Here is a 23,974-nt window from a genome sequence, read left to right as displayed (position 1 = left end):
TATTGATTTATTACCCTTTTAAGGAACCTGAAGAAATACCTTCCAAAATATGTCTTTGCAGCATGAGAAAGACGGCTAATATTGGTGCCACGCTCATGGTGAGTCCAGCGAGCGCCAAATCCCATTGCTTCGTATATTGTCCGAAAAAGCGCGTGACGGCAAGCGGAATAGTGGTCAAATCTTTATTCGCTCCAATGACGAGCACCGGCAGCAAGTAGTCGTTCCAGATCCATAATCCGTTCAAAATGATGACGGTCACCATAATCGGACGAAGCAGCGGGAAGACGATTTTCCAAAACACGCCGTACGGAGTGCAGCCGTCGACGACTGCCGCCTCCTCGATCTCTACTGGTACGCTTTTCACAAAGCCATGGAATAGAAACACCGAAAGCGAAAGGCCAAAGCCTAAGTAGCAGACGAATATGCCCAGCAGATTGCCTCGCAGCTCCAGCAGACTTGTGATTCGAACGAGCTGCAGCATGATTGATTGGAATGGAATAATCATTGCCGCGATGAAGCAAGTAAAGAGCAGCTTGTTGAACGTCGTTGGTCTCCGTACGAGCCGGTATCCCGCCATGGCGCTGACGAGTACAATTCCGGCGACACTCACACCCGTAATGAGAATGGAGTTGAACAGCACCTTAGGAAAGCGGATAATCTCCCACACTTCATTATAGTTCGTCCATAAATAAATTTTTGGGAGCGAAGCAGCATCCACCATAATTTCGCCAAGTGATTTGACCGAATTGACGAGGACGAAGTAGAACGGCGACAGAAACAGCAGCGCAAGCAGCAGAACCAGCGTAACGACGCTATAGTGGCGGAATCGGGAGGCAGCCATTAAGCTTCAACCTCCTTCCGTTTGGTCAGCCAGACCTGCGTGACGGCGATGATCGAGACTGCGAAGAAGAATAACATCGCTTTAGCTGTTCCTAGTCCGTACCGGTTGTTGATAAGCGCCTCGGCATAAATGTTGTAGGCCAGCGATTGCGTAGAAGTGCCGGGGCCGCCTTTCGTAAGCGAGAAGTTCAGGTCGAACATTTTGAATGCGTTGGAGGTTGTCAGGAACAAGCAGACGGTAATGGCCGGCATAATAAGCGGCGCCGTGATTTTACTAATCGACTGCCAGTAGGTTGCCCCGTCAATCGTCGCCGCTTCCATGAGATCCTTCGGCACACCAACGATAGCAGCAATGTAGATGATCATCATGTAGCCCGCTGTCTGCCAGACGAAGACGATCACAAGTCCCCAGAACCCTGTATGGGGAGTTCCGAGCCAAGGCAGCTCGAATATCGGCCAGCCTGTCAATTCTCCGATCGTTTTGAAGCCTTTGGTGAAAATGAACTGCCAGATGTAGCCGAGTAAAATGCCGCCCAGCACATTCGGCAGAAAAAAGATCGTCCGCAGCGCGTTTCTGCCCTTGAGCGGGCGGGTAAGCAGCAGTGCGAGCAAAAAGCCTAGCACATTAGTTGCGATAATGGTGACAAAGGTGAAGCGCAGCGTAAAGCCGAAAGCGGTCCAAAACTTGTCGTCGTTCGTAAAGATCCGGGTAATATTGTTCATGCCCGTCCATTTGGCTTTGTCCAGGTCGAGTCCGTTCCATTCTGTGAACGAATAGTAGAAGCCGAGCAGAAATGGGATAAGAACGATGATCGAGAAAGCGATCGTCCCGGGCCCAAGGAACACGAGCTGTTGCAGCCATTGCCTGGATTGTTTGCGAGTATGCATCGAATGCCTCCTATCGGGGGGTTATGATGTAAATATAATCCGTTATTGTTTTTTGGAACACAGATAGATATGATGGGTTTGGTGTAATATATTGACCTGGGGGGAAGCGGGTTGTTTGCGACAAGTATACGCAGAAAGCTGATGGCGCTGCTGTTGGCGGTAACGGTTATTCCGATTACGATCTCGATGATCATCTCCAATTTTTACATTAAAAATCAGGTCACCGAGCAGGCGATCCACGAAAATCAGAAGCTTCTCTCACTCGGAAAAAACAATATTAGCGGCTACATGGACAAAATCAATGAGTCCTCATTAGACGTCTACAACAACCTGAATGCTTCCAATTCCTTGTATGCCTTGATCGAGCGCGGACAGTCTGCCAACACCGATGCTGCTGATTTCGATCTGAAAAACAACATGCTCGTCTACACCCACATTCTTAATATTTATCAGTCCGCTAAAGGCATTCATCAGATTTATCTGGAGATTGGCAGCGATAAATTATCCTATTTGCTCTCTCGCGGTTTTTTCCGCAGCGGCATCGGTTTGCCAAGTGAATGGCCTGAAGATCAGAAGGGTGATTCTGCACCATTCGTGCAAGCGACGCATAACAGCATCAATTACAATCTGGATTGGAGCAAATCGGTCAAAAAGGTAAGCGTTTTCACATTGAAAAGACCTATAATACGTACGCCAAGCAATGATGTGATCGGCTATCTGGCCATCGACGTACAGTCTGCCGAGCTCAACAAAGTATGCAAACAGCTTACGCTCTCCGATCAGGAAAAGCTTTATATTATCGATAGGGACAAGAATGTCATCTGCTCGGAGAACAGCAGTGGCGAGAATATGGCATGGGCCGAAAAGGTAGCTTCCGGCGCGGATAGCGGCGTCATGAAATGGAAGGACAGCTCCTTCTCAGGCATCGTCATTTATGATACGATCAGCTCCAACTATATGGATTGGATTGTCGTTAAGCAGCTCCCTTACTCCTATTTGTACGAGAGCGCAAACGCGATCCGGACAATCAATACGACGATCATTATTTTGTTTATGGCGCTTGTCGTCATTGCGAGCATATTCGTCTCGTATCATTTCACTAATCCGATCAAGCGGCTTATCGGCCATATCAATCAGGTGCAGGCAGGCAATTTCAACATCGTCGTCCCTGTACATGGGCGGGACGAAGTAGCCATTCTTGCAAGGCGGTTCAATACGATGCTCCAGACGATCAAAGATTTGATTAACCGGGAGTACCGGCTGGAGATCGCGAACAAGACCAATCAGCTGAAGGCGATGCAGGCGCAGATCAATCCCCATTTTCTATACAATGCGCTGCAATCGATCGGGACGCTGGCGCTTCAGGCGCAGGCGCCAAAGGTATACTCCCTAATCTCCGCTATTGCCAAAATGATGCGATACAACATGAATACGGGCGAAGCTATCGTTCCTTTCTCGCAGGAGCTCAGCCACGCCAAGGCTTATTTGGAGCTGCAAAAGCAGCGTTTTAACGATCAGCTGACTGTCGTCTACGGCATTGATCCAGATTCACAAGCCATTCTTGTGCCGAAAATGCTGCTGCAGCCGTTGATTGAGAATTATTTCAAGCACGGCTACGAGAAGACGGACGGCAGCGGCTGCATCCGCATTTCTGCCGATGCAACGGACGGCCAGTGGCTCACCATTCAGGTAGAGGATAACGGCAGCGGCGTTGACGCCGATAAGCTGCTGGAACTGCGAAGAATGCTGCATCGCTCGACGGCTGTGCTGCTGGAGGAACAGAACCACATTGGCATCAGCAACGTATGGATGCGATTGAAGCTCTACTATGACGAAGAGGCAGAAATGAGCGTAGATTCGCCGCCGTCTGGCGGATTTATCATTACGATTCGTATACCGCTTCACTATGGACTGGAGGTACAGACATGAATGTGCTGCTAGTGGATGACGAACAGCATGTGCGCGAGGCGATCCGGCTGCTTATTGACTGGAAGGAGTTGGGGATCGATAACATTTATGAAGCGGATAACGGAGATGCGGCGGTTGACATGATCGAGCGGCGGCAGCCGGAAATCGTCGTTACCGATATGCGGATGCCGCATCGGGACGGAGTAGGATTGCTCTCTTGGCTGTATGCGGAAGGACGGAAGTGCAAAACGATTGTAGTCAGCGGCTATGACGATTTCGAGCTCGTCCGCAGCTCGATGAAATATGGGGGCCAGGATTATTTGCTGAAGCCGATTGATCCCGAGCAGCTGACTGAAGCACTGGTGAAGGCCAAGCAGTGCTGGGAAAAGGAGGAACGGGAGCGTCAAATCAAGCAGCAGCGGAATATCGAGATGAATCAGATTAAGCCGGTTTATTGGGATAAGCTGTTTTCCGGGCTTATTACCCAGACTGGCGGCAGATCTCAGCTGCCTGCACTGCTTCAAGAGGAATTTAAGCTGGAGCAGATTGAACGGTGCAGAACGGCAGTCATCCCTATCGATTCTATTGATGCAGGTGTGGCGCAAAAGTTCATCCATAACCGCGATTTGCTGTTTTTCATTCTGACGAACGTATGCAATGAGTTTTTGCGGCGCGATGACCGCGGCTTTGCATTCCGTTACTGGAACAGCGAGCATGAAATCGTGCTGCTGCTCTGGGGAGGGCTTGGCGATTGGGAGGCTACACTGCGCCGTATCCGGGACGGCATCCGGGAGACGATACACAGCCGAATTGACTTCGGTGCTGGGACAGAGCAGTCCTTTCCTGGCGGCATCGTAGAGTCCTTCCAAGCGGCGCGGACGGCGCTGAAGCAGCGCAATCTGTTGGCTGCGGGTGACGGCTTTCATTGCTATGAGGCTTCGAAGGCTATAACTGTGGCGACAGCCAGCATTGCATCGATGGGCGATTATGAGGAACGGTTTCGCGTCGCTGCAAGAGGCGGAAGAGAGAAAGATATCGAGATGGCGGTCAATAGCTGGATGGAAGCAGTCGGCAGAATGCCAGCGATCTCACAAGGGCAGCTGGAGCAGTGGTACGCCGATTATAAGGCAATGATGGAGCGGCTGCACAAGCTGGCGCCTCGGGGGTTCCGCTGCGGTGACAGTATTCGATACCTGGCGAACCGCGGGACCTGAGTTGTTGCCGGAATGGCGCAAGTTGTTGAATACGGACGGGAGCTTGTCGCTGGAGGCATGGCGGGAGCAGCTGGGATCGGATTTGTCGGAGCTGGCACGGGCATGCCAGGCGGGGGCAAATCGTCAGCCGGACCTCAACATTATGAAGGAAATTGCAAAGTATATGGAGCAGAACTATCATCTTGAAGTGACGCTGCAGGATATTTCTGAACGATTTTACTTGAGCCGGGAATATATTTCACGCAGGTTCAAGCAAGAGATGGGTGAGAACGTATTCGACTACTTGGCGCGGATTCGCGTGGAGAAGGCGAGGCTGCTGCTGCAAAACCCGAATTTGAAAATCACTCAAATTGCCGAGATGGTCGGCTACGACGACGAGAAATATTTTAGCAAAGTGTTCAAGAAGGTTATGGGTGTCTCGCCGAATCAATACCGGAAGCAGGAGGGAGAGGGTTAACGTTAAAGAGAGACTGGTTATGTATATCATCACGAGTATGATCGTTACATTGCTTCCATTCATCATTGTCTTATACGATTATTGGGATAGTCATCAGCCAAAGCTGGGGGCGGTCGGCAGCGGGGTTAGAGCGGGATTTGACGCTTTTTCCATTATCATGCTTATTATTATATTTCTAGCAGGCGTTTTAAATTTAATTGTAGCGTTAAAAAGATATCAGGATTTCAAAAAAAGTCAGTCATAATGCATATGAAAAAAAGCTGCGGCACCCTCCATTGGACAGGTGCCGCAGTCTATTAATCAGCCATGTTCGCTTATTCGAAAAACAACCGGATTTCCTCACGCACCGCTTCTTCCACCTGCTCCAGACATTCCTCTGGAGTTACCGCATGGATGCGGTTTTCATTCACCATCGCATAAGGACGTGCGCGGCACATATTGCACATATTCAAACAATTGGTTCGCATGACTGCAGCTTCCGGAAACTTTTCCTCCAGTTCCTCAAGCGGCAGGAGGGCCATCGCATTGCGGTCACACACTTCGACGACGACGAGTCCCAAGCTCATTGCTGCATCACCTTCTTATTTCAGCGATTGGAGCACTTTCAACTGACGCTTAGGCGCGTCATTGGCTTCGCACTCGTCCGAGCAGTAAGCCGCATGCTCCTCTTCGCATTCCTCGCAGCAAATATGCTGACGGTGGCAAAGATCATCTGCACAATTAATGTAGCGGTCTTCAGGCTTGCCGCAGTGGTAGCATGTACCAACAACGACATCTTCGTCGGTGTTGTTGACGCGCACCGAGACCCGTTCATCGAATACGTAGCATTTGCCGTCAAACAGGCGGCCCTGTACTTCCTCATCCTTGCCGTAAGTGACGATGCCGCCATCGAGCTGGGCAACATCGCTAAAGCCTTCCTCCAGCAGTACTCCCGTTAACGTCTCGCAGCGAATTCCTCCCGTGCAATAAGTCAGAATGGTCTTATCCTTGGCATCCTGCAAGTTATTGCGAATCCACTGAGGGAACTCCCGGAACGACTCTACCGTAGGACGGATTGCGCCGCGGAAGTGGCCGATATCATATTCATAATCGTTACGTCCGTCAATAATAATGACGTCGTCACGCTGCAATTGCTCATGAAACTCCTTAGGAGACAGATGTTTGCCGGTAAGTACGTTAGGGTCAAGAGGCTTCTCATAGCGTAGCGTCACTAGCTCTTTTTTCGGACGGACGAACAGTTTCTTGAATACATGCGAATCCGACTCGTCGATTTTGTACACCATATCGGTAAACAGCGGATTGCTGCGCATATGAGCCATATAGGCTTCCGTCTGCTCTACCGTGCCGGACAGTGTTCCGTTAATGCCTTGGTGCGCGACGAGAATCCGGCCTTTAATTCCAAGCTCCTTGCAGTATTGAAGATGCTCTGCCGCAAACAGCTCGTAGTTCTCGATAGGCACATATTTATAATAGAGCAGAATGCGGTAAGGTTTGTTATTGTGGTCTTGAATATCCGTCATGTCGAATCTCACTTCTCCAGTTCATTTATTAAATGTATCTTTGCCGCTTGCTTTATCCATGCTAAACCTGCTTAGTAAGTTCGTCAACTATATCGTTTTTTTAATCCGGTATTCGCATCTGCGATCGCCTTTCGCCAGACATTCGGTCCGGCTGACCTCTGCATTAAGCAGGGAGCGGAACAACTGCAGCTCGCAGTTGCAAGCATGGCCGTATGCGTTCGCAACGTCGGCGATCGGGCAGTTATGCTCCTTGAGCACGAATTCATCTTCGCTCGCTTGCTCCCACTGCACCATATAGCCGTTCTCGTTCTGAATTTGCGCCAGTGCGGCGACTTTGTCGGCAAGCGGTTTATTCTCCATCGTAGGAGCATACTTGCTCAGCATCGATTCCTTACGGCGGTCAAACAGCAGGTTAACCATTTCGTCGCCGGATTCTTGCCCTAGTTCGCCTAGCAGATCCAGCGCTAAGGAATTATATTTTTTCGGAAAATAATGCTCTGCTTGCTCAGTCAAGCTGTAGAGCGCCGTCGGTCGGCCCATTGCTTGCCTGACGGAGCGCTGCGTAATCCATCCGCTGCTCTCAAAGCTCTCCAAGTGGCGGCGAACGGCCATGCCGGTCAGGCCAAGCTGCTCCGTCAAATCTTTGGCGCTAAGCTCACCGTTTGTTTTGAGCAAATGCAAAATGGTTTCGCGTGTCGAGAGCCCATTCACTTGCTTCACGATATTCACCGCCTATTGGTCAAATTTATTTTTATCTTTTGTTTCCTTAATAGAAAATCGAATATGAAAGCTAGTTACACTATATCATTTTTCAACAAAAATGTCTCATAAGTCGGAATGGAAACGTATAGCAGCTCCTCAACCTTTCATAAGCAAGTTTAAAAAGGAGGAGGAAGCGCTTGGCAGCACCTTGTTTTTACGAGTCACGATGCCGATCATGCGGGGCGGGATCGGGTCAGCCAGCTGCAGCTCGTAAAGCGATCCTTCAGCTAACTCCCGCTGGGCGAATTGCCGGGCGACAAAAGCGGCTCCATAGCCCTGCTGTGCGAACTCTACGATCATTTCTGTACTTGTAAGCTCGATATCAGGCTCCTTGTACACGCCCCGTTCCGCAAACCAGTGCTCAACGAATAGCCTCGTGCTGCTCCCGGACGTCGGCAGCAGTAGCGGAATTTGCGTCAGCTCTCGAACTGTCAATGGCTGCTCGGCAAGCTCTTGATACGCTTTTCCAACGACAAAGCAATCTTGGATTGCGATAAAAGGGGTCACGTCGAGCATTTCCTCTTCAAGCGGCAGATGGACAAGACCCAGATCAATCTGCTCTTCTTGAAGCTGACGGGTCACCTCGCTAGTCTTGATCTGCATGAGGCGGATGCGGATTTGCGGATGCTCGGCATGGAACTTGCCCAAATACGGCAGCAGCACATGCTTAATAATCGGTCCGCTGGCCCCGATTCGAAGCTCTCCGGCTTCCAACTGAATGAGTTCACGGAGCTTCTTTTCGCCGCGGCCGAGCAGGGAAAAGGATTGTTCCACATATTCATATAATGCTTTTCCTTCTGCGGTAAGCCGGACGCCTTTGGACAGCCTGTCAAATAGCTTGGCGCCAAAATGCTCTTCCAATTGTTTAATTGCGTAGCTGACTGAAGGCTGAGTAATATGAAGTGCTTGCGCAGCTTTTGTGAAATTTCCTGTTTTGGCGGTTAATAAAAAAATACGGTAGCTTTCCAGATGCACCATTTTGGCATAGACCCTCTCTATCGCAACGTAATGATATTGTTATTTCCATTATATCACTAACGAAATTATAATAAATAGTACAAACAAGGTTTCAAAAACGGAAGGATGGATGACAGATGTCGGGAAGCAGCAGCTTTGGTAAATTGTTTACGATGACAACATTTGGCGAGTCGCACGGCGAGGCCGTTGGCGTCATTATAGATGGCGTTACACCAGGAGTGGAAATTACAGAGCAGGAGATTCAATTCCAGATGGACCGCCGTAAGCCGGGACAATCCTCGGTAACGACGCCGCGTAAGGAATCGGATACGATCAAGATTTTGTCCGGCGTATTTGAAGGAAAGACAACCGGCGCTCCGCTCGCCGTCATGCTGAACAACACAGATATGCGGCCTTCTGCATACGAGAAAAATAAATTGCTGTTCCGTCCGGGGCATGCCGATTTCACCTATGTGGAGAAATACGTTCATCGCGACCATCGCGGCAGCGGCCGCGCTTCGGGCAGAGAGACGGCTGGACGCGTAGCCGCAGGCGCGGTAGCGCGCAAGCTGCTGTCGCTTCGCGGCGTATCCGTAACGGCGTACACGAAAGCCGTTGGCGGCATTCAAGGCGAGACCGTTGATGAGAGCTTCATTGAAAAAAATCCGGTCCGCGCAGCAGATCCGGTAGCAGCGGTGAAGATGATCGAGAAAATCGAGCATCTGGCAAGCATCGGCGACAGCTGCGGCGGTATTGTAGAATGTATTGTTCGCGGTGTAAAGCCGGGTATCGGCGAGCCGACCTTTGACAAGCTGGACGCTGAGCTGGCGAAAGCGATGCTGTCGATCGGAGCGGTGAAAGGCATTGAATTCGGAGCAGGCTTTGACGCTGCCGAAATGCTGGGCAGCGAGCATAACGATCAAATGGACAAAGACGGCTTCCTGAGCAACAATGCAGGCGGCATAATCGGCGGCATCAGCACGGGTCAGGATATTGTTTTCCGCATTGCGGTTAAGCCAACCTCTTCGATCTCGAAGCCCCAGAAGACGGTAGACCAGTCCGGCGACGAGCATACGATTGAGACGATCGGCCGCCATGATCCTTGCATTTGTCCGCGTGTTATTCCGGTAGTCGAAGCGATGGTATGCATGGTGCTGGAGGATTTGTTCAAGCGTCAAGCGGCATTGCATAACTAATGATCTGAAGCACGCAGCAGCCTTTTTGGCGGTTGCGTGTTTTTTATGTAGAAGCACCGCACCGTGTCCAAAAATATTTCTATTGCGAAAAAAAGGCGGCGGAAGTACACTGTTCTCTGATGTCCTTGTGGGACATACATACAAAGATACAGGCGGCTGGCCGGCTTCACCGGTTGGAGAAAAGAGGGGAACGCGTGTGATTTTGACGCTTGATTTTTGGTCGACGCTGTTGTCGATTATCTTTATTGATCTAATTCTGGCCGGAGATAATGCGATCGTTATTGGCATGTCTGCGCGCAAGCTGCCGAAAGAGCAGCAAAAACAAGCTATTCTTTGGGGAACTGTCGGGGCTGTTGCGATCCGGATTTGTGCAACGGTACTGGTCGTCTACCTGCTCAAGGTGCCTTGGCTGCTCGCTATCGGCGGTTTGCTGCTACTGTGGATTGCTTATAGGCTATTGTCGCAGGAAGAGGAGCATGGCGATATTAAGGCAGGCAATACGATCTGGGCATCGGTGCGTACAATTATTATCGCGGACGCGGCAATGGGGCTGGACAACGTAATCGCTGTTGCAGGTGCTGCTCACGGCAACGTACTGCTTGTCGCTTTGGGGCTGATTATTAGCATTCCGATCGTCGTATGGGGCAGCACATTGTTTATCAAGCTGCTCAATAAGCTACCGTGGATCGTATACGTCGGTTCGGGTGTGTTGGCCTATACTGCGGCAAAAATGTTTACCCATGAGCCGTCCTTCGGGCATCTGTTCGAGGACAATGAAGCGCTACGCTGGACTTTCATCGCCGTTGCGGTCTTGCTCGTCATTGCAGCCGGATTGTGGAGCAATCTGGTGAAGAAGAAAGCGGAAGCCGGGCGAGAGCACGGGGCGTCTTTGTAGAAAATAAAGCTGAATCACTGGTCATCGAAGATAAGATGACTGGTAATATGATGGGGTCAACCAGTGGTTGACCTTTTTTTGCGCACTTATGAAGCTGCGTTTAGCAGCTTTACGGCGGTCAGTAGGGGAGAAGCGCCCTACGCTACGTTGGGGAAATCCAACGTAGGGCTTGGAAAGCAGCCGATAAGGCACTCTACGTTGGAAATATCCAACGTAGAGGCTGAAAAGCAGCAGAAAAGGCACTCTACGTTGGAAATATCCAACGTAGAAGCGGAAAAGTAGCAGAAAAGGTACTCTACGTTGGAAAATCCAACGTAGAGGCGGGAACTTAGCAGATAAAGCGCCCTGCGTTGGATAAATCCAATATAGAGGCGAGAAAGTAGTGGAGAAGGTGCCCTATGTTGGAAAAATCCAATGTAGAGGCAGAAAAGTAGCAGAAAAGGCACTCTACGTTGGAAATATCCAACGTAGAAGTGGGAAAGTAGCAGGGAAAGCACCCTACGTTGGAAAAATCCAACGTAGAAGCGGAAAAGTAGCAGAAAAGGTACTCTACGTTGGAAAAATCCAACGTAGAAGCGGAAAGGCGGCGGAAAAGGTGCTCTACGTTGGAAAAATCCAACGTAGAGGCGGAAAGACGTCGGAGAAGGTACCCTACGTTGGAAATATCCAGCGTAGAGGTGGGAAAGTGGAAGGGAAAGCACTCTACGTTGGAAATATTCAACGTAGAAGTGGAAGAGCAGCAGAAAAGTCACTCTACATTGGAAAAATCCAACGTAGAGGCGGAAGAGCAGCGGAGAAGGTGCCCTACGTTGGAGCAATCCAACGTAGGGGCGGGAAAGCAGTAATTGAATACAGAACGAGAGCGTATTAAAAGCACCGAGCAGGGGGTAAGCGAATTAGTCAAAAGAAATGTAGTGCAGGTGCAGCAATATGCACATATAGGAGGCTACAATGACGTACGCACGTTATTTTCGCAACAGGTACAGCGTGGAAAAACAACAAACCAAACCAAACCAAACCAAACAAAAAAGTGGAGGCTCCCAGGAGCCTCCACTTTAATCATTCCATTAGTTCGAGATCATTTGACGGAGAACGGTTTGCAGGATGCCGCCGTTCCGGTAGTAGTCAACATCTACCAGCGAGTCGAGACGGACGATAACTTGGAATTCAGTTGCCGTGCCATCTTCTTTAGTAGCGACAACTTTAACTTTGTCGCCAGGCTGTACGTCGTTCGAGAGTCCAACGATGTCGAACGTCTCGTAACCCGTCAGGCCAAGCTGTTTCCAGCCTTCGCCAGGCAGGAATTGCAGCGGCAGAACGCCCATGCCCACCAGGTTGGAACGGTGGATACGCTCGAAGCTTTCTGTAATAACCGCTTTTACGCCGAGCAGGAACGTACCTTTTGCCGCCCAGTCACGGGAGGAGCCAGTACCGTACTCTTTGCCGCCAAGAACGACAAGGTTCGTACCGTCTGCTTGATATTTCATCGAAGCTTCGTATACCGACGTTACTTCGCCAGTCGGCTGGTAAGTCGAGAAGCCTCCTTCTGTACCCGGAGCGATTTGGTTCTTGATCCGGATGTTGGCGAACGTACCGCGAACCATCACTTCGTGATGGCCACGACGCGAGCCGTAGGAGTTGAAGTCTTTCTTCTCAACGCCGTTAGCGATCAAGTATTTGCCGCCTGGAGCGTCTGGACGGATGCTGCCTGCTGGAGAGATGTGGTCAGTTGTAACCGAATCGCCAAGCGCGAGCAACGTTTTAGCCGCTTTGATGTCTTCAACATCGCGGATACCGTCAGCCAATTTGTCGAAGAAAGGAGGGTTGGCGATGTAAGTGGATTTCGGATCCCACTCGTACAGTTCGCCTTCCGGTACTGGAATTTGGTTCCAGCGTTCGTTTTGCGTGTACACATTTTCGTATTTCGCGCGGAACATTTCCGGCGAGAGCGAAGCGTTCATCGCATCGGCGATCTCTTGGTTCGTTGGCCAGATGTCTTTCAGGAAGACCGGTTGGCCGTTTGGATCGGTGCCGATTGGCTCGCTTGCGAAATCGATGTTTACTGTACCTGCAAGAGCGTAAGCGACAACGAGCGGCGGCGATGCCAGGTAGTTTGCTTTGATTTGCGCGTGGATACGGCCTTCAAAGTTACGGTTACCGGAAAGGACAGCGGCTACTGTCATATCGTTATCTGCAATTGCTTGGCTGATGTCTTCAGGAAGCGGGCCGGAGTTGCCGATACAAGTCGCGCAGCCATAGCCTGCAACGTGGAAGCCCAGCGCTTCAAGCGATTCCAGCAGGTTTGCTTTTTTCAGGTAGTCGGTAACGACCAGGGAACCTGGTGTCAGCGAGCTTTTTACATACTCAGGTTTAACGAGACCGCGAGCAACGGCTTTTTTCGCAACGAGACCAGCACCGACCATAACGCTAGGGTTCGATGTGTTCGTACAAGAAGTGATAGCTGCCAGAACAACTGCGCCATCGCGCATTTTGCTTTCTTTGCCGTTAACGTGTTTCACTTCAACGACTTCATCCAGCTTGCTGTCGGACAGGCCGTAGCCGCCTTTGTCAACCGGCTGGCGAGCAATTGCGTTCCAAGCTTCTTTCATGTTCGTCAGCTCGATACGGTCTTGCGGACGTTTAGGACCTGCAAGGCTTGGTACGACTGTCGACAGATCCAGCTCAACCACTTCAGTGAAGGTTGGATCTGGTGTAGCATCTGTACGGAACATATCTTGTGCTTTGTAGTAAGCTTCAACCAGAGCAATTTGCTCTTCCGAACGGCCTGTTTGACGCAAGAAATCAAGCGTTGTTGCATCGACAGGGAAGAAACCGACAGTTGCGCCGTATTCAGGAGCCATGTTGGCAACTGTAGCACGGTCAGGCAAGCTGATGTTGGACAAGCCGGAACCGAAGAACTCAACGAATTTGCCGACAACGCCTTTTTTACGAAGCAATTGTGTAATCGTCAGCGCAAGGTCAGTCGCCGTAGCGCCTTCAGCCAGGCTGCCTGTCAGTTTGAAACCGATAACTTCAGGTGTAACGAAGTACAGCGGTTGGCCCAGCATGCCGGCTTCTGCCTCGATGCCGCCAACGCCCCAGCCTACGATACCAAGGCCGTTGATCATTGTTGTATGGGAGTCCGTACCTACAAGAGAATCAGGGAAAACAAAAGTTTCGCCGTCGATTGTTTTTGTAGCAGCAACGGATGCGAGGTACTCCAAGTTAACTTGGTGAACGATACCTGTATCCGGCGGTACAGCGCGGAAGTTGTCAAACGCTGTTTGTGCCCAACGGAAGAAACGGTAACGTTCTGCGTTACGCTCAAATTCGATGCGTTGGTTAATTTCGAGTGCGTCCGGGGAACCGAAAGCGTCGACCATAACCGAGTGGTCGATAACGAGATCGACAGGAACGAGCGGGTTGATTTTCTTAGGATCGCCGCCTGCTCTTTTAACCGTTTCGCGCATTGCTGCAAGGTCAACGACTACTGGTACGCCAGTCAAATCCTGCAGAACGATACGGGAAGGAATGAAAGGAATTTCTTTGTCGTCGCGGCTAACTGCCCAGTCAGCCAGTTGTTTAACATGCTCTTTTGTAATTGCGCGGCCGTCAAATTGACGTACAGCGCCTTCGAGCAATACTTTGATTGAGAATGGAAGTTTGGAGATTTCTCCGAGTCCTTGCTCTTGAAGTGCTTGAAGGCTGTAGTAACCGTACTGTTTGCCTCCAACTTCAAGGTTGGATCTTGAAGCGTAATGGTCTTGGTTTGCCATTTCTTGAAGCTCCCCCTTTAAAGGTAAGATTGAACGATGCATGTTTCATACCGTGAAACACTATTTCAAAATCGTTATATCCTTATTATAGCGCGAAAACCGGCCATTCGTAAAGCATTAACCGTGGTACAAATATGGAATTTATCACGCGCCTCTAGGCATTTACAAAAAAATAAGCACTTCCGCTCAGACGCTCCATAATCATCTCCCGCAGCGCTTCATCCGCTACATTTTCCGCCAGCGCTTGGTTCATACAACGAAGCCACGCTGCCGCATGGTCATTCGTAATTTCCACATGCATATGGCGGGCACGCATTCTAGGATGCCCATACTGCTCCGTATATAAGGGCTCACCGCCAAAAAATTGTGTCAAAAACAGCGTCTGCTTGTCCATTACGGGATCGATGTCTTGTGGAAACAACGGACCGATCAACGGATCTTTCAATACTTTCGGATAAAAGGATTCCACAATACGGCGCACGCCTTCCACGCCTCCAAGCGTTTCAATTAAAGTCATAATGAATAACCGTCCTTTCCTTCAATAAAAGTTATATGTTCACACCGATAAAATTCTGTTGCGCGTTCACCCTATTATGTTCGATGAATCTGAGTGTGATGTCAACTGATGAACAACAATTGTAGAAGGAGACGCCGGCTTTGGACGGAGGGGACACTTGGCGAAAAGAGCAAGCTAATCGCTTGAAGCATGAGCCGAAAGCTAGCCATCACCATCACCGTATTCCAGCGTTGGAATAACGGCTAAAGCTGCTGCTTATTGCAGGCAAGCCGCCCCGTGAGTCTATCGCGGCTCACGTTCAATTTGTAATGAAGAAGCACTTTGCATGAACAATGGGTGCTTTTTCCTGCTGTTATTTTCGCAACTTTACGCAGAAGGGAACGTTTAAATGGATAGTTAAGCTAACCAGAATATACATATGAGGAGAAACAAATGCTAAGAAAAGCAAGTATTGCGGCGTTGTCCGTTCTAATCGCGGCAGCGCTGGCCGGGACTGTGCATGCCGAAGGCAGCGAGACCGAAAATGTGGACAACAGCCAAGCGGCAGTAACATCGGCAAGTCAAAGTCAATCAGGACAATGGATCATTATGCAGCAAAGCAGCAAGATGTATGCCGAGGGGCAGCTGTTCTTGGCCTCGCAGCCTACAGTGGAAGCCAAGGGAGTAACCTTTGTAGCAGCACGCTCGTTGGGGACGAGCCTTGGACTTAAAGTAACTTATTATGCGGCAACCAAAGAATATGAATTTACGAGTGCAGACGGTGTTGCGATACGCTACAAGCTGAATAGCGCTTCCTATAAAATCAATGGTGCAGCTGCTTCAGCAGGCGGAGCTGTTTACGTCAAAAACGGGACGCTGATGGTGCCTCTGCGGTCCTTCGTAACGCCGCTTCAAATGAAGCTTGCTGTGAATAACAGCTTGAAGCAAATCATCATCACGTCAAGCGGGACTACCGCCCCGCCTACACCTACACCGCCAACGACACCGACGCCTCCTCCAGTGCCTGTCAATGAGCCGCCGGCAGCTTCTTTTACGACCGATAAACAGCAGTACAAAATCGGAGAACGGGTCGTTTACACCGACCAAAGCACAGATGATAAAGGCATTGTCAAAACCGAATGGACAAACAACGGAACCGCTTTTTTTGAGCCGGGCTCGCAGACGATTTCCTTGAAGGTTACCGATAAAGAGGGGCTGACTTCGGAAGTATCACAAACGATCGTCATCACGGATGAAGTGCTTTATACAAAAGAACAGTATGACCGGCTTTTTACGCCAATTGGCGATAAGTTTGTCATTCCGGCAGCCAGCGTCCTGCAAATGCCAGCCATTAATTATGCAATTGAGGAAAGCGGGCAGCAGACGTTAATTCGCGCCAACAGTCCTGAGACAATTGTGGAAGAGGGCGTTCATTACAGCGACACTGTATCGGGGAATGTACGTTTTCTTATTCATAACCAAAACAGCCGTACATCGCCTGTTCGAATTTATATAGTTGCGACCAATGAGAATACGGATGGTCAGCCGGTTACGGTTACGACGGGTAAAATAGGTATCGGCGGTCCGTCGACCTACGTATCCGCGACTGGAAAAATGGCGTTAGCACGCTATTTGGAATCCTCTGTGCAAGGGAAGACGACCGTCATTCCTGCCGGGGAAAGCCGGGTCACACTTACCTCCGTTAGCGATCAGGTGCTGACGACGGGCAAAGTCATTACAGCGCATGCCGATGTGCAGACATCCGCTGCAGTTCGGTTGTCTGTGGTTGTCGTAGATGCAGACAAGGATCCGTTAGCTATGCTGCCGCTCTTGCCGGCATTGCCGTGGGACGGCAAGCACGCAAGGGGAACCTTCGAGCACGGCGACCGGACGATTACGCTGCCCGCTCCAATTGGCGGATCAGCGTCGCGAATTGTGCTTGGCGATCAAACCTACGATTCCTATCAAAAAGGGTATGATGCTTTATCCGGCTTTGAACAAACGAACATCGGCAATTATGGCGTCAATTACAAGCTTGTGCTGGAACGCGTTCAGCCGAATACGCTGATTGCGCTCAATGCTAGAGGCGGCCACTATGGCGGGTCTTTCCTCGTTAACGGCAAACTGACTTATATGACTAATGAAAATATTTTGACCAGCTCGGGTGAAGCGGGTGTTCTCTATCGGACAGGCAACACGGAAGAGAATGTCACCATCGTCTTCTCACCAGCATCGGGCAGCAACCTGCCCATTCATATGATGTTTATTCCGCTGCCAGCCATTGTTCAATAAGGCAAGCTTGATAGACGGAAAAAGCGTGCAGAGATGGAAACATTTTTGCACGTTTTTTTGTAGGGAGAGATGGGCTGGAAGGAGCGAGTGTTTTGGTGAATTGATGAGTATGGTTTTCGAGTGTTTAGTTCCTGTGCGGTAGCGAGCAGTTTGTGAGCCGTCTTATGCGGAAAGGAGAGCGCATTCGGCTTAAATACATACGGCAGCTTTTTTTACAATTCGGTGGCTGCGCTCATTGACGGTTGCAGGTTAGTCAACCCGTGCTAGAGGGAACCTGCTTCGCAATTTAGCGAAGCTCTGTTCGCTCTAAATGACCAAACATGAGCAGAATCAAGGGAAGCTTTCAATTAGCGAACTATTCTTCGCCATTGGAGAACCCAGGTTCTCCAATGGCGAAAATAGGCTCGCTATCGCACATGTACCCTGCCTTTTGCTACTGACGAGCGAAGGTGGCTTCTCAAATTAGCGAATCAGCTTCGCTATCCCCAGTATTTGTTCATGAAACTAACTATAGTATGTAAAAGGGCATCAATTTCAACTCGTTGTAAGGTTAGCCTTGCATATCTATTTTTATAGATATATAATACTCGTTATGGAACCTTTACTCATTTATAAAGCGTTATCGAATGAAACAAGGCTGCAAATACTGGAATGGCTGCGAGATCCGCAGAAGCATTTGGGCGAGCTGGCGGAAAATTTTGAGCTGCCACTCAAATGTGATCCCAATAATGGGGTATGCGTCGGTTTCATTCAAGAGAAATCGGGGCTTGCGCAATCCGTTATATCCAGCTATTTGAAGACGTTGCAAAAGGCAGGCTTGCTGGAGTCCCAGCGGGTAGGGCAGTGGACGTATTATCGCAGAAACGAAGAGACAATCCGGTTATTCAGCGAATATGTCAGTCGCCAGCTGTAGAGTTGGCGAGCTGTCGTTATTCCCTGCGAAATTAGTCTAAGGGGAAAGGCATATTCGTTGGTCATCTTCTGCGAAACAATTTTGTGGAAAATGCGTCCCTGCTAACAATTTCAGAGGGAACCGTTTATGGAAAAAGGCACGTTGGATATTTAACTTTTGGGGGAAACTCTCCAAGAGAAAAGGCACGCTCAGCTTGCTGTTCACCTTCGTCTGAAGCGGTTCAAGGGAAAACTGTCCCTTAGCAGCGTCTTATTCATCTATATTTCTGGATATTTGTATATTCAATATGAAACTACCAAAGGGAGTGTACGTGCTATGACTGCAACAAAAAAACAACTTGGAAACATTCCATTATCGATACTCGATCTTGCACCTGTCGTCGTGGGAGCTACACCTGGAGATGCGCTTCGCAACAGTCTTGATCTGGCGCAGCATGCGGAGAAATGGGGCTATAACCGCTACTGGGTAGCGGAGCATCATAATATGCCCGGTATCGCCAGCTCAGCCACTTCAATCGTTATCGGCTACATTGCCGGCGGCACCTCCAGTATACGAGTAGGCTCGGGCGGCATCATGCTTCCGAACCATTCTCCGCTCGTCATTGCCGAGCAATTTGGCACATTGGAATCGCTATATCCTGGCCGCATTGATCTCGGACTGGGGCGCGCGCCGGGCAGTGACCGGCTGACGGCGATGGCGCTGCGCAGAGATTTGAGCCACGGTGAGAACTTCCCCGAGCAGGTGGATGAGCTTTTCGATTATTTTAGCGAATCGACGCCTGGCAAACGAGTAAGAGCCGTTCCCGGAGAAGGCCTAGACGTTCCGGTATGGCTGCTGGGCTCTAGCGATTTTAGCGCCCGTTTGGCCGGTCAGTTGGGATTGCCTTTTGCGTTTGCCAGCCATTTCTCACCTGATTATACACTGCCTGCTCTTCATGCCTACCACAGCAGCTTTGTACCGTCGAAGTATCTTGATAAGCCGTATACAATGGTTGGTCTCAATGCAATTGCTGCAGATACGGACGAACGGGCGGCTTACCTGGCGACGACGATGGAGCAGCAGTTTTTGAATATTATCCGCGGCGGTGCGCCAAGCCTGATTCAGCCGCCTACAAATATGGATTTGCTTTGGACACAGCAGGAGAAGGCAGCCGTTCATAAGCAGCTGCGGGCTGGCATTACGGGCAGTCCGGAAACGTTCCGGAACAAGCTGAACCAATTCATTGCCGATACGCAAGCAGATGAGGTTATTATTAATTCCGCTGTTTATGATCATCAGGAACGGCTGCGTTCCTACGAGATCATTTCTCAGATTGCAAAAGGCTGAGAGTGAAATGCGACAAAAAACTGATGCCTATAACGATATTGGCGTCAGTTTTTTGTTTGTAATTTATTATGATGAACAAGAGTTTTTGCCAGTTTGGAGTTTTAGTATACATATGGGGGAAAAATATCATGTGACGGAATCTGAATAGGAGTTACACCAGAGCAGCCAGAATTCTCAGGCTGCTTTTTTTATTCTAATTAAGCTATAGACATTAACTTTTTGCACCTATTGCTTAGTTTCAGCCATCGCCGCGTTGCGCTGCCGCTCTTATAATCGAATTAAGGCGCTGCGGCAAACGCGGAGCGGTAGTCCGTTGGTGTATAGGACGTTTCCTTGCGGAAAAACTTCGTGAAGTGATTCGTCTCCTTGAAGCCGGTCTGATCGGCAATTTCTTTAATACTAAGCGGCGTTGTCGTCAGCAGCAGCTTGGCATGTTCAGTGCGCTTGCGGTTTACATATTTCAGCGGCGGCATGCCGAAGTGCTTCTTGAAGTAGGTTATAAAATAGTTCGGATGCAAATGGACGGCTTCCGCCATTTGCTCAATGCTGATGCCGCTGCCTAGGCGGGATTCGACGAATTGCTGAATGATGCCAAGCCGGTTCATTTCCTCAGTGCGATGCTGTAGGACACGAAGTGGCACAAGCTCCAGAAAAGTAGCGACGATATCCAGCAGTGTCTGCTTTTCGCGGATTTTTCCGACGATGCCCCCGCCGTGATAATAGGCAACCATGTCGGCGAATTGGCGCTCGGTCCGTTCATAATCGGCAGCATCGATGCAGAGCGGAACGCCAATCCACTGGAACAAATCGAACGGGCCTGCCATGACGTTGAAATGGCAATAGTATTTGCGGTAAGGCTGCTGTCCGGCAACGGTAGAGAAGGAATGCTGCGTATGGGCGGGGACAAGCACCAGTTGACCGGCTTTCGGGTAAAAGGTGTCGCTGCCGATTTTGAGCCAGCCGTCCCCACCGGTAATGAAGTAAAGCTTATTGTAGGGCTGCACGGAATCGGTCTCACCCCAGTGGGCGGTTACCTGCGTGACGTGGGCTTCATGAAGCAAAATCTGCAGCGATTGCAGCAGTTCGGAGAAAGCGCTTTTATCGTGAATTGTAGCCATAGGGCCTCACCTTTAATTTCGTAATAATGATTGCTAGCTCTATCTAGTCTAGTCTCTATCATAATGGAAAAAAACTTGAATAGAAAGCGAATAGGAGCCGTGATACGAAAATGACATCCACTACGATGAAGAGCCAGCTTTGGTATAAACAGCCGGCCAAAATATGGGACGAGGCGCTGCCGCTAGGAAACGGGAAGCTGGGCGCGATGGTATTCGGCGATGTGTACAACGAACGGATTGCATTGAATGAAGACAGCGTCTGGTACGGCGGGCCAACCGACCGGAACAATCCGGACGCCTTGCCTAACCTTCCGGAAATTCGCCGGTTATTGGCGGAGGGACGGCTTAATGAAGCGCAGGAGCTGTCCGTTATGGCGCTGTCTGGCATTCCCGAATCGCAGCGCCACTATATGCCGCTTGGTGATTTGCATCTATCCTTCCAATATGAGGGCGAAGGGGTGCGTGATTATGAGCGAAGACTCGATCTGATCGACGGCATCGCTTCTGTCCGTTATACGGCGGGGCAAACCCGCTATGAACGCGAACAATTCATTAGCTTCCCGGATCAGGTTATCGTTACGAGGATGACTTCTGATAAATTGGGCGGTATCTCATTCGAAGCTCGCTTAAGCCGCGGCAACAATCGATATTACGATGAATTGGCGAGGGAAGGCGACGATACCATCATTATGCGCGGCAACTGCGGCGGCAAAAACGGCTCCGACTTCCGGACCGTGTTGCGAGTGGCAGCGGGAGGCGGTACGGTGCGTATAATCGGGGAATACCTGATTGTCGAAAAAGCCGATCAGGTGACGCTGCTGCTTAGCGCCGTAACCTCCTATCGGCATGAGGATCCGGAAAGCTATGCTCTGCAGACGGCGGCAAACGCCTCTAATCGCTCGTATGAGGAGCTGAAGGAACGGCATCTCGAGGACTTCCATTTGCTGTCGCGGAGAGTGGAGCTGAGGCTTGGAGCAGATAACCTTCAAGCCGAGAGTGATGCACTGCCGACAGATGCAAGGCTGGACCAGCTAAAGGCAGGAGGGGACGATCCCGGACTAATCGCGCTGTACTATCAGTTTGGCCGTTATTTGCTTATTTCCAGCAGCCGGCCGGGCTCGCTCGCTGCTAATCTTCAAGGCATCTGGAATGAGCATATGCTGCCGCCTTGGGACAGCAAGTATACGATCAATATCAACATACAGATGAATTATTGGGCGGCAGAATCCGGCAATCTGGCGGAATGCCACGAGCCTCTCTTCGATCTGATCGAACGGATGAGAGTGCCGGGCAGACATACAGCTAGAACGATGTATGATTGCGGCGGCTTTGTTGCCCATCACAATACCGATCTTTGGGGTGATACCGCACCTCAGGACAAGTATTTGCCTGCGTCCTATTGGCAGATGGGAGCGGCTTGGTTCTGCCTGCATCTGTGGGAGCATTATGAATACGGCTTGGATCGGGGCTTCCTGGAGCGTGCATATCCAACGATGAAAGAAGCGGCTGCCTTCTTCATCGACTTCTTGACCGAGACGGAGGATGGCCGTGTCGTGACGACCCCATCTGTCTCCCCTGAGAATACTTACATTTTGCCAAATGGACAGTCGGGAACGCTGTGCATCGGTCCATCGATGGACAGCCAGATCTTGCACGAGCTGTTTACTGCATGTATAGAAGCAGCAGCTGTGCTTGAGACGGACGAAGAACTATGCCATATCTGGCAAAGCTTGAAGGATCGTCTGCCGCAGCCGGCCATTGGCAAGCACGGTCAGATCCAGGAATGGATGGAGGATTACGAGGAAGCGGAGCCTGGACATCGTCATATTTCCCATCTGTTCGCGCTTCATCCCGGCAAGCGGTTCACAGTGAGAGGAACGCCGGAATGGGCTGAAGCTTCCAGAGTCACGCTGGATCGCCGGCTGGCGAATGGCGGCGGACATACGGGCTGGAGCCGGGCATGGATTATCAACTTCTGGGCGAGGCTGGAAGACGGGGAGCAGGCTTACCGCAACGTGCATGCGCTGCTTACCCATTCGACGCTCCCGAGCTTATTGGACAATCATCCGCCGTTTCAGATTGACGGAAATTTTGGCGGTGCGGCCGGCATAACCGAAATGCTGGTTCAAAGCCATACAGGGGAAATTCATTTATTGCCGGCTTTGCCAGAGGCTTGGCAGGAGGGCAGCTTCTCCGGCATAAGAGCAAGAGGCGGATTTGAAGTTAACCTGGAATGGGCGAAAGGCAAGCTTGCGAGAGCGGTCGTGCTATCGGGGTCTAACCGGACTTGTACGATACGTACCACCGAAGACGTGACGATTACGGGGGCTGACGGTATCGCGGCAGAATCATTCCGGCAGCCAGACGGTTCGGTGCAATGGCAAGCAGCAGCGGGCGGTCAATATACGATCACTGCGATGCAATAAATGTTAGAATTGGGGATTGGGAGCGGCTTTGCTCCTGATTCCTTTCTTCATTTTTGGCGGCAAAACGGTTAAAATAGAGGTATTGGCAGATTTTAACGGAGAGGATGGTAGAAAACCAATGATCTTATACGAGAAAGAGAACGCTTACATCTTAATTGCCCAGCATGAGCATGCCCGCATATCCGGCGACCTGATGTCGGCATGGACAGCTTGGCAGGATCAAGCGGGCAACGTTGACCCGCGGCTTGGCGACATCATCTTCGCCGCCTATGAGCATGACCGCAGCTGGCTTGATCTGGACAGCTGGCCGCTGTGGAATGACAAAGCCAGCGCTCCTTATTCCTTTATTGATTTTCCTCCAAAAGTCAGATTTCTTTATTATAATAAAGGGCTGGATGAAGTACAGTCTACGAATGGCTACGCGGCATTGCTGTGCAGCATGCTGTATACTTCGCTGGTTGAGAAGTTTCAGGACGAGGATGCCGTCCAATTCGTTAATCGCGAGTATGACAGGCAGAACCGGATCAAGCAGCTGTTCAAGGTAGATGAGCATCAGCTTCGCAAGCATATTAGCGCACTTTTATTATGTGATGGGCTTAGTTTATTCGCTTGCATGCGGGAGCCTGGAACGCCAAGATCCGAGATTAGCTGGTTTGCGAATGGCTTTCGCTATGAGCCTCAAGGGAATAAGGGGGAGGAGCAGCAGCTGTTCGCCGATTGGCGGGGCCATACGGAGATTGCGCTAGATCCATTCCCGTTCGTTCAGACGGTAGACACCGTTATTACTTACAAAGAGGTGTCGAAGGATAATGCGGCAGCCCTCGGCTTGGAGGCGGCTTATCGCAAGGCGGAGCTGCGTGAGCATGCTATTCGATTTGTATCTGCATAGAAATAAAGCTGGACCAGGCGCATTAACGCCTGAGTCCAGCTTTTTTACGTGACAACCCTCGTTTAGCGAAGGTTCGGAATGTTCACTTCCTGATTCGCTTC

Annotated in this window: 21 protein-coding genes; 12 read left to right on the top strand and 9 right to left on the bottom strand. The window is 50.4% G+C overall.

Annotated elements, in window-relative coordinates; genetic code table 11:
* Positions 1–10 precede the first annotated feature (10 nt).
* Positions 11–841, bottom strand: coding sequence for a carbohydrate ABC transporter permease (locus TY10_RS10240; RefSeq protein ID WP_042162935.1), 831 nt, complete (start codon positions 839–841; stop codon positions 11–13).
* Positions 841–1,728, bottom strand: a complete 888-nt coding sequence (locus TY10_RS10235) for a carbohydrate ABC transporter permease (protein ID WP_042162934.1) — start codon at positions 1,726–1,728, stop codon at positions 841–843. Before TY10_RS10235 ends, TY10_RS10240 begins: the two co-directional genes overlap by 1 nt.
* Positions 1,729–1,839: 111 nt before the next feature.
* Here TY10_RS10235 and TY10_RS10230 point away from each other — a divergent pair, with 111 nt between their 5' ends.
* Genes TY10_RS10230 through TY10_RS10215 form a run of 4 tightly spaced genes read left to right on the top strand, consistent with a single transcriptional unit; the run spans position 1,840 to position 5,551 of the window.
* Positions 1,840–3,657 (top strand): cache domain-containing sensor histidine kinase, encoded by a 1,818-nt coding sequence (locus tag TY10_RS10230; RefSeq protein ID WP_238327532.1) that lies wholly within the window; start codon positions 1,840–1,842, stop codon positions 3,655–3,657.
* Positions 3,654–4,850, top strand: coding sequence for a response regulator (locus TY10_RS10225; protein ID WP_052350466.1), 1,197 nt, complete (start codon positions 3,654–3,656; stop codon positions 4,848–4,850). The genes TY10_RS10230 and TY10_RS10225 overlap by 4 nt, the downstream gene beginning before the upstream one ends.
* The gene (locus TY10_RS29750; protein WP_155985794.1) at positions 4,813–5,307 is read left to right on the top strand and encodes a helix-turn-helix transcriptional regulator; all 495 of its coding nucleotides are present in this window, start codon (positions 4,813–4,815) and stop codon (positions 5,305–5,307) included. Before TY10_RS10225 ends, TY10_RS29750 begins: the two co-directional genes overlap by 38 nt.
* 19 nt (positions 5,308–5,326) lie before the next feature.
* Complete coding sequence (locus TY10_RS10215; protein WP_042162932.1) at positions 5,327–5,551, top strand: hypothetical protein; 225 nt, start codon at positions 5,327–5,329, stop codon at positions 5,549–5,551.
* A gap of 70 nt (positions 5,552–5,621) precedes the next feature.
* Here TY10_RS10215 and TY10_RS10210 read toward each other — a convergent pair whose 3' ends face one another.
* The 4 genes from TY10_RS10210 to TY10_RS10195 all read right to left on the bottom strand — a co-directional run bounded on the left by TY10_RS10210 (position 5,622) and on the right by TY10_RS10195 (position 8,567).
* Positions 5,622–5,873 carry a DUF1450 domain-containing protein gene (locus TY10_RS10210; RefSeq protein ID WP_081735198.1) on the bottom strand — a complete coding sequence of 84 codons (252 nt, stop codon included), beginning with the start codon at positions 5,871–5,873 and terminating at the stop codon, positions 5,622–5,624.
* 15 nt (positions 5,874–5,888) lie between these two features.
* Positions 5,889–6,827, bottom strand: coding sequence for an oxygen-dependent tRNA uridine(34) hydroxylase TrhO (trhO, locus tag TY10_RS10205; protein ID WP_042162931.1), 939 nt, complete (start codon positions 6,825–6,827; stop codon positions 5,889–5,891).
* Between the two features lie 87 nt (positions 6,828–6,914).
* Positions 6,915–7,547: a helix-turn-helix transcriptional regulator gene (locus TY10_RS10200; RefSeq protein ID WP_042162930.1), complete on the bottom strand. Its 633-nt coding sequence runs from the start codon at positions 7,545–7,547 to the stop codon at positions 6,915–6,917.
* 138 nt (positions 7,548–7,685) lie between these two features.
* Entirely contained in the window at positions 7,686–8,567 is an 882-nt protein-coding gene (locus TY10_RS10195) for a LysR family transcriptional regulator (RefSeq protein ID WP_042162929.1), read from the bottom strand.
* Between the two features lie 116 nt (positions 8,568–8,683).
* Here TY10_RS10195 and aroC point away from each other — a divergent pair, with 116 nt between their 5' ends.
* The 3 genes from aroC to TY10_RS10175 all read left to right on the top strand — a co-directional run bounded on the left by aroC (position 8,684) and on the right by TY10_RS10175 (position 11,508).
* Complete coding sequence (aroC, locus tag TY10_RS10190; RefSeq protein WP_042162928.1) at positions 8,684–9,742, top strand: chorismate synthase; 1,059 nt, start codon at positions 8,684–8,686, stop codon at positions 9,740–9,742.
* A 199-nt stretch (positions 9,743–9,941) separates the two neighbouring features.
* On the top strand, positions 9,942–10,637 hold the full coding sequence (locus TY10_RS10185; protein WP_155985796.1) for a TerC family protein: 696 nt from the start codon (positions 9,942–9,944) through the stop codon (positions 10,635–10,637).
* Between the two features lie 382 nt (positions 10,638–11,019).
* Positions 11,020–11,508, top strand: coding sequence for a hypothetical protein (locus TY10_RS10175; RefSeq protein WP_042162926.1), 489 nt, complete (start codon positions 11,020–11,022; stop codon positions 11,506–11,508).
* Between the two features lie 196 nt (positions 11,509–11,704).
* Here TY10_RS10175 and acnA read toward each other — a convergent pair whose 3' ends face one another.
* Positions 11,705–14,413, bottom strand: a complete 2,709-nt coding sequence (gene acnA, locus TY10_RS10170) for an aconitate hydratase AcnA (RefSeq protein WP_042162925.1) — start codon at positions 14,411–14,413, stop codon at positions 11,705–11,707.
* A gap of 154 nt (positions 14,414–14,567) precedes the next feature.
* Positions 14,568–14,930, bottom strand: coding sequence for a globin domain-containing protein (locus tag TY10_RS10165; RefSeq protein ID WP_042162924.1), 363 nt, complete (start codon positions 14,928–14,930; stop codon positions 14,568–14,570).
* Between the two features lie 432 nt (positions 14,931–15,362).
* Between TY10_RS10165 and TY10_RS10160 the strand changes: the two genes are divergently transcribed.
* The 3 genes from TY10_RS10160 to TY10_RS10150 all read left to right on the top strand — a co-directional run bounded on the left by TY10_RS10160 (position 15,363) and on the right by TY10_RS10150 (position 19,440).
* On the top strand, positions 15,363–17,201 hold the full coding sequence (locus TY10_RS10160; protein ID WP_052350465.1) for a stalk domain-containing protein: 1,839 nt from the start codon (positions 15,363–15,365) through the stop codon (positions 17,199–17,201).
* Positions 17,202–17,793: 592 nt separating this feature from the next.
* On the top strand, positions 17,794–18,114 hold the full coding sequence (locus TY10_RS10155; protein ID WP_042162923.1) for an ArsR/SmtB family transcription factor: 321 nt from the start codon (positions 17,794–17,796) through the stop codon (positions 18,112–18,114).
* 315 nt (positions 18,115–18,429) lie between these two features.
* A complete protein-coding gene (locus tag TY10_RS10150; protein WP_042162922.1) occupies positions 18,430–19,440 on the top strand; it encodes an LLM class flavin-dependent oxidoreductase in 1,011 nt (336 codons plus the stop codon).
* 278 nt (positions 19,441–19,718) lie between these two features.
* Here TY10_RS10150 and TY10_RS10145 read toward each other — a convergent pair whose 3' ends face one another.
* The gene (locus TY10_RS10145; protein ID WP_042162921.1) at positions 19,719–20,558 is read right to left on the bottom strand and encodes a helix-turn-helix domain-containing protein; all 840 of its coding nucleotides are present in this window, start codon (positions 20,556–20,558) and stop codon (positions 19,719–19,721) included.
* A 110-nt stretch (positions 20,559–20,668) separates the two neighbouring features.
* Between TY10_RS10145 and TY10_RS10140 the strand changes: the two genes are divergently transcribed.
* Together TY10_RS10140 and TY10_RS10135 are read left to right on the top strand one after the other, a co-directional pair.
* The gene (locus TY10_RS10140) at positions 20,669–22,984 is read left to right on the top strand and encodes a glycoside hydrolase family 95 protein (protein ID WP_042162920.1); all 2,316 of its coding nucleotides are present in this window, start codon (positions 20,669–20,671) and stop codon (positions 22,982–22,984) included.
* A 118-nt stretch (positions 22,985–23,102) separates the two neighbouring features.
* A complete protein-coding gene (locus TY10_RS10135) occupies positions 23,103–23,873 on the top strand; it encodes a DUF3891 family protein (protein WP_042162942.1) in 771 nt (256 codons plus the stop codon).
* The last annotated feature ends 101 nt before the right edge of the window (positions 23,874–23,974 follow it).

The organism is Paenibacillus gorillae (genome assembly GCF_000513275.1).
Taxonomy (GTDB): Bacteria; Bacillota; Bacilli; order Paenibacillales; family Paenibacillaceae; genus Pristimantibacillus; species Pristimantibacillus gorillae.
Note: the sequence above shows the minus strand (reverse complement) of the source record. Positions and strands in the feature narration are given on the sequence as shown.

Excerpts from the sequence above, each read along its gene's own strand:
- TY10_RS10240 (WP_042162935.1), bottom strand. The coding sequence starts at position 841 with ATGGCTGCCTCCCGATTCCGCCACTATAGCGTCGTTACGCTGGTTCTG.
- TY10_RS10235 (WP_042162934.1), bottom strand. The coding sequence starts at position 1,728 with ATGCATACTCGCAAACAATCCAGGCAATGGCTGCAACAGCTCGTGTTC.
- TY10_RS10225 (WP_052350466.1), top strand. The coding sequence starts at position 3,654 with ATGAATGTGCTGCTAGTGGATGACGAACAGCATGTGCGCGAGGCGATC.
- TY10_RS10215 (WP_042162932.1), top strand. The coding sequence starts at position 5,327 with ATGTATATCATCACGAGTATGATCGTTACATTGCTTCCATTCATCATT.
- TY10_RS10210 (WP_081735198.1), bottom strand. The coding sequence starts at position 5,873 with ATGAGCTTGGGACTCGTCGTCGTCGAAGTGTGTGACCGCAATGCGATG.
- trhO (WP_042162931.1), bottom strand. The coding sequence starts at position 6,827 with ATGACGGATATTCAAGACCACAATAACAAACCTTACCGCATTCTGCTC.
- TY10_RS10195 (WP_042162929.1), bottom strand. The coding sequence starts at position 8,567 with ATGGTGCATCTGGAAAGCTACCGTATTTTTTTATTAACCGCCAAAACA.
- aroC (WP_042162928.1), top strand. The coding sequence starts at position 8,684 with ATGTCGGGAAGCAGCAGCTTTGGTAAATTGTTTACGATGACAACATTT.
- acnA (WP_042162925.1), bottom strand. The coding sequence starts at position 14,413 with ATGGCAAACCAAGACCATTACGCTTCAAGATCCAACCTTGAAGTTGGA.
- TY10_RS10165 (WP_042162924.1), bottom strand. The coding sequence starts at position 14,930 with ATGACTTTAATTGAAACGCTTGGAGGCGTGGAAGGCGTGCGCCGTATT.
- TY10_RS10160 (WP_052350465.1), top strand. The coding sequence starts at position 15,363 with ATGCTAAGAAAAGCAAGTATTGCGGCGTTGTCCGTTCTAATCGCGGCA.
- TY10_RS10155 (WP_042162923.1), top strand. The coding sequence starts at position 17,794 with ATGGAACCTTTACTCATTTATAAAGCGTTATCGAATGAAACAAGGCTG.
- TY10_RS10150 (WP_042162922.1), top strand. The coding sequence starts at position 18,430 with ATGACTGCAACAAAAAAACAACTTGGAAACATTCCATTATCGATACTC.
- TY10_RS10145 (WP_042162921.1), bottom strand. The coding sequence starts at position 20,558 with ATGGCTACAATTCACGATAAAAGCGCTTTCTCCGAACTGCTGCAATCG.
- TY10_RS10140 (WP_042162920.1), top strand. The coding sequence starts at position 20,669 with ATGACATCCACTACGATGAAGAGCCAGCTTTGGTATAAACAGCCGGCC.
- TY10_RS10135 (WP_042162942.1), top strand. The coding sequence starts at position 23,103 with ATGATCTTATACGAGAAAGAGAACGCTTACATCTTAATTGCCCAGCAT.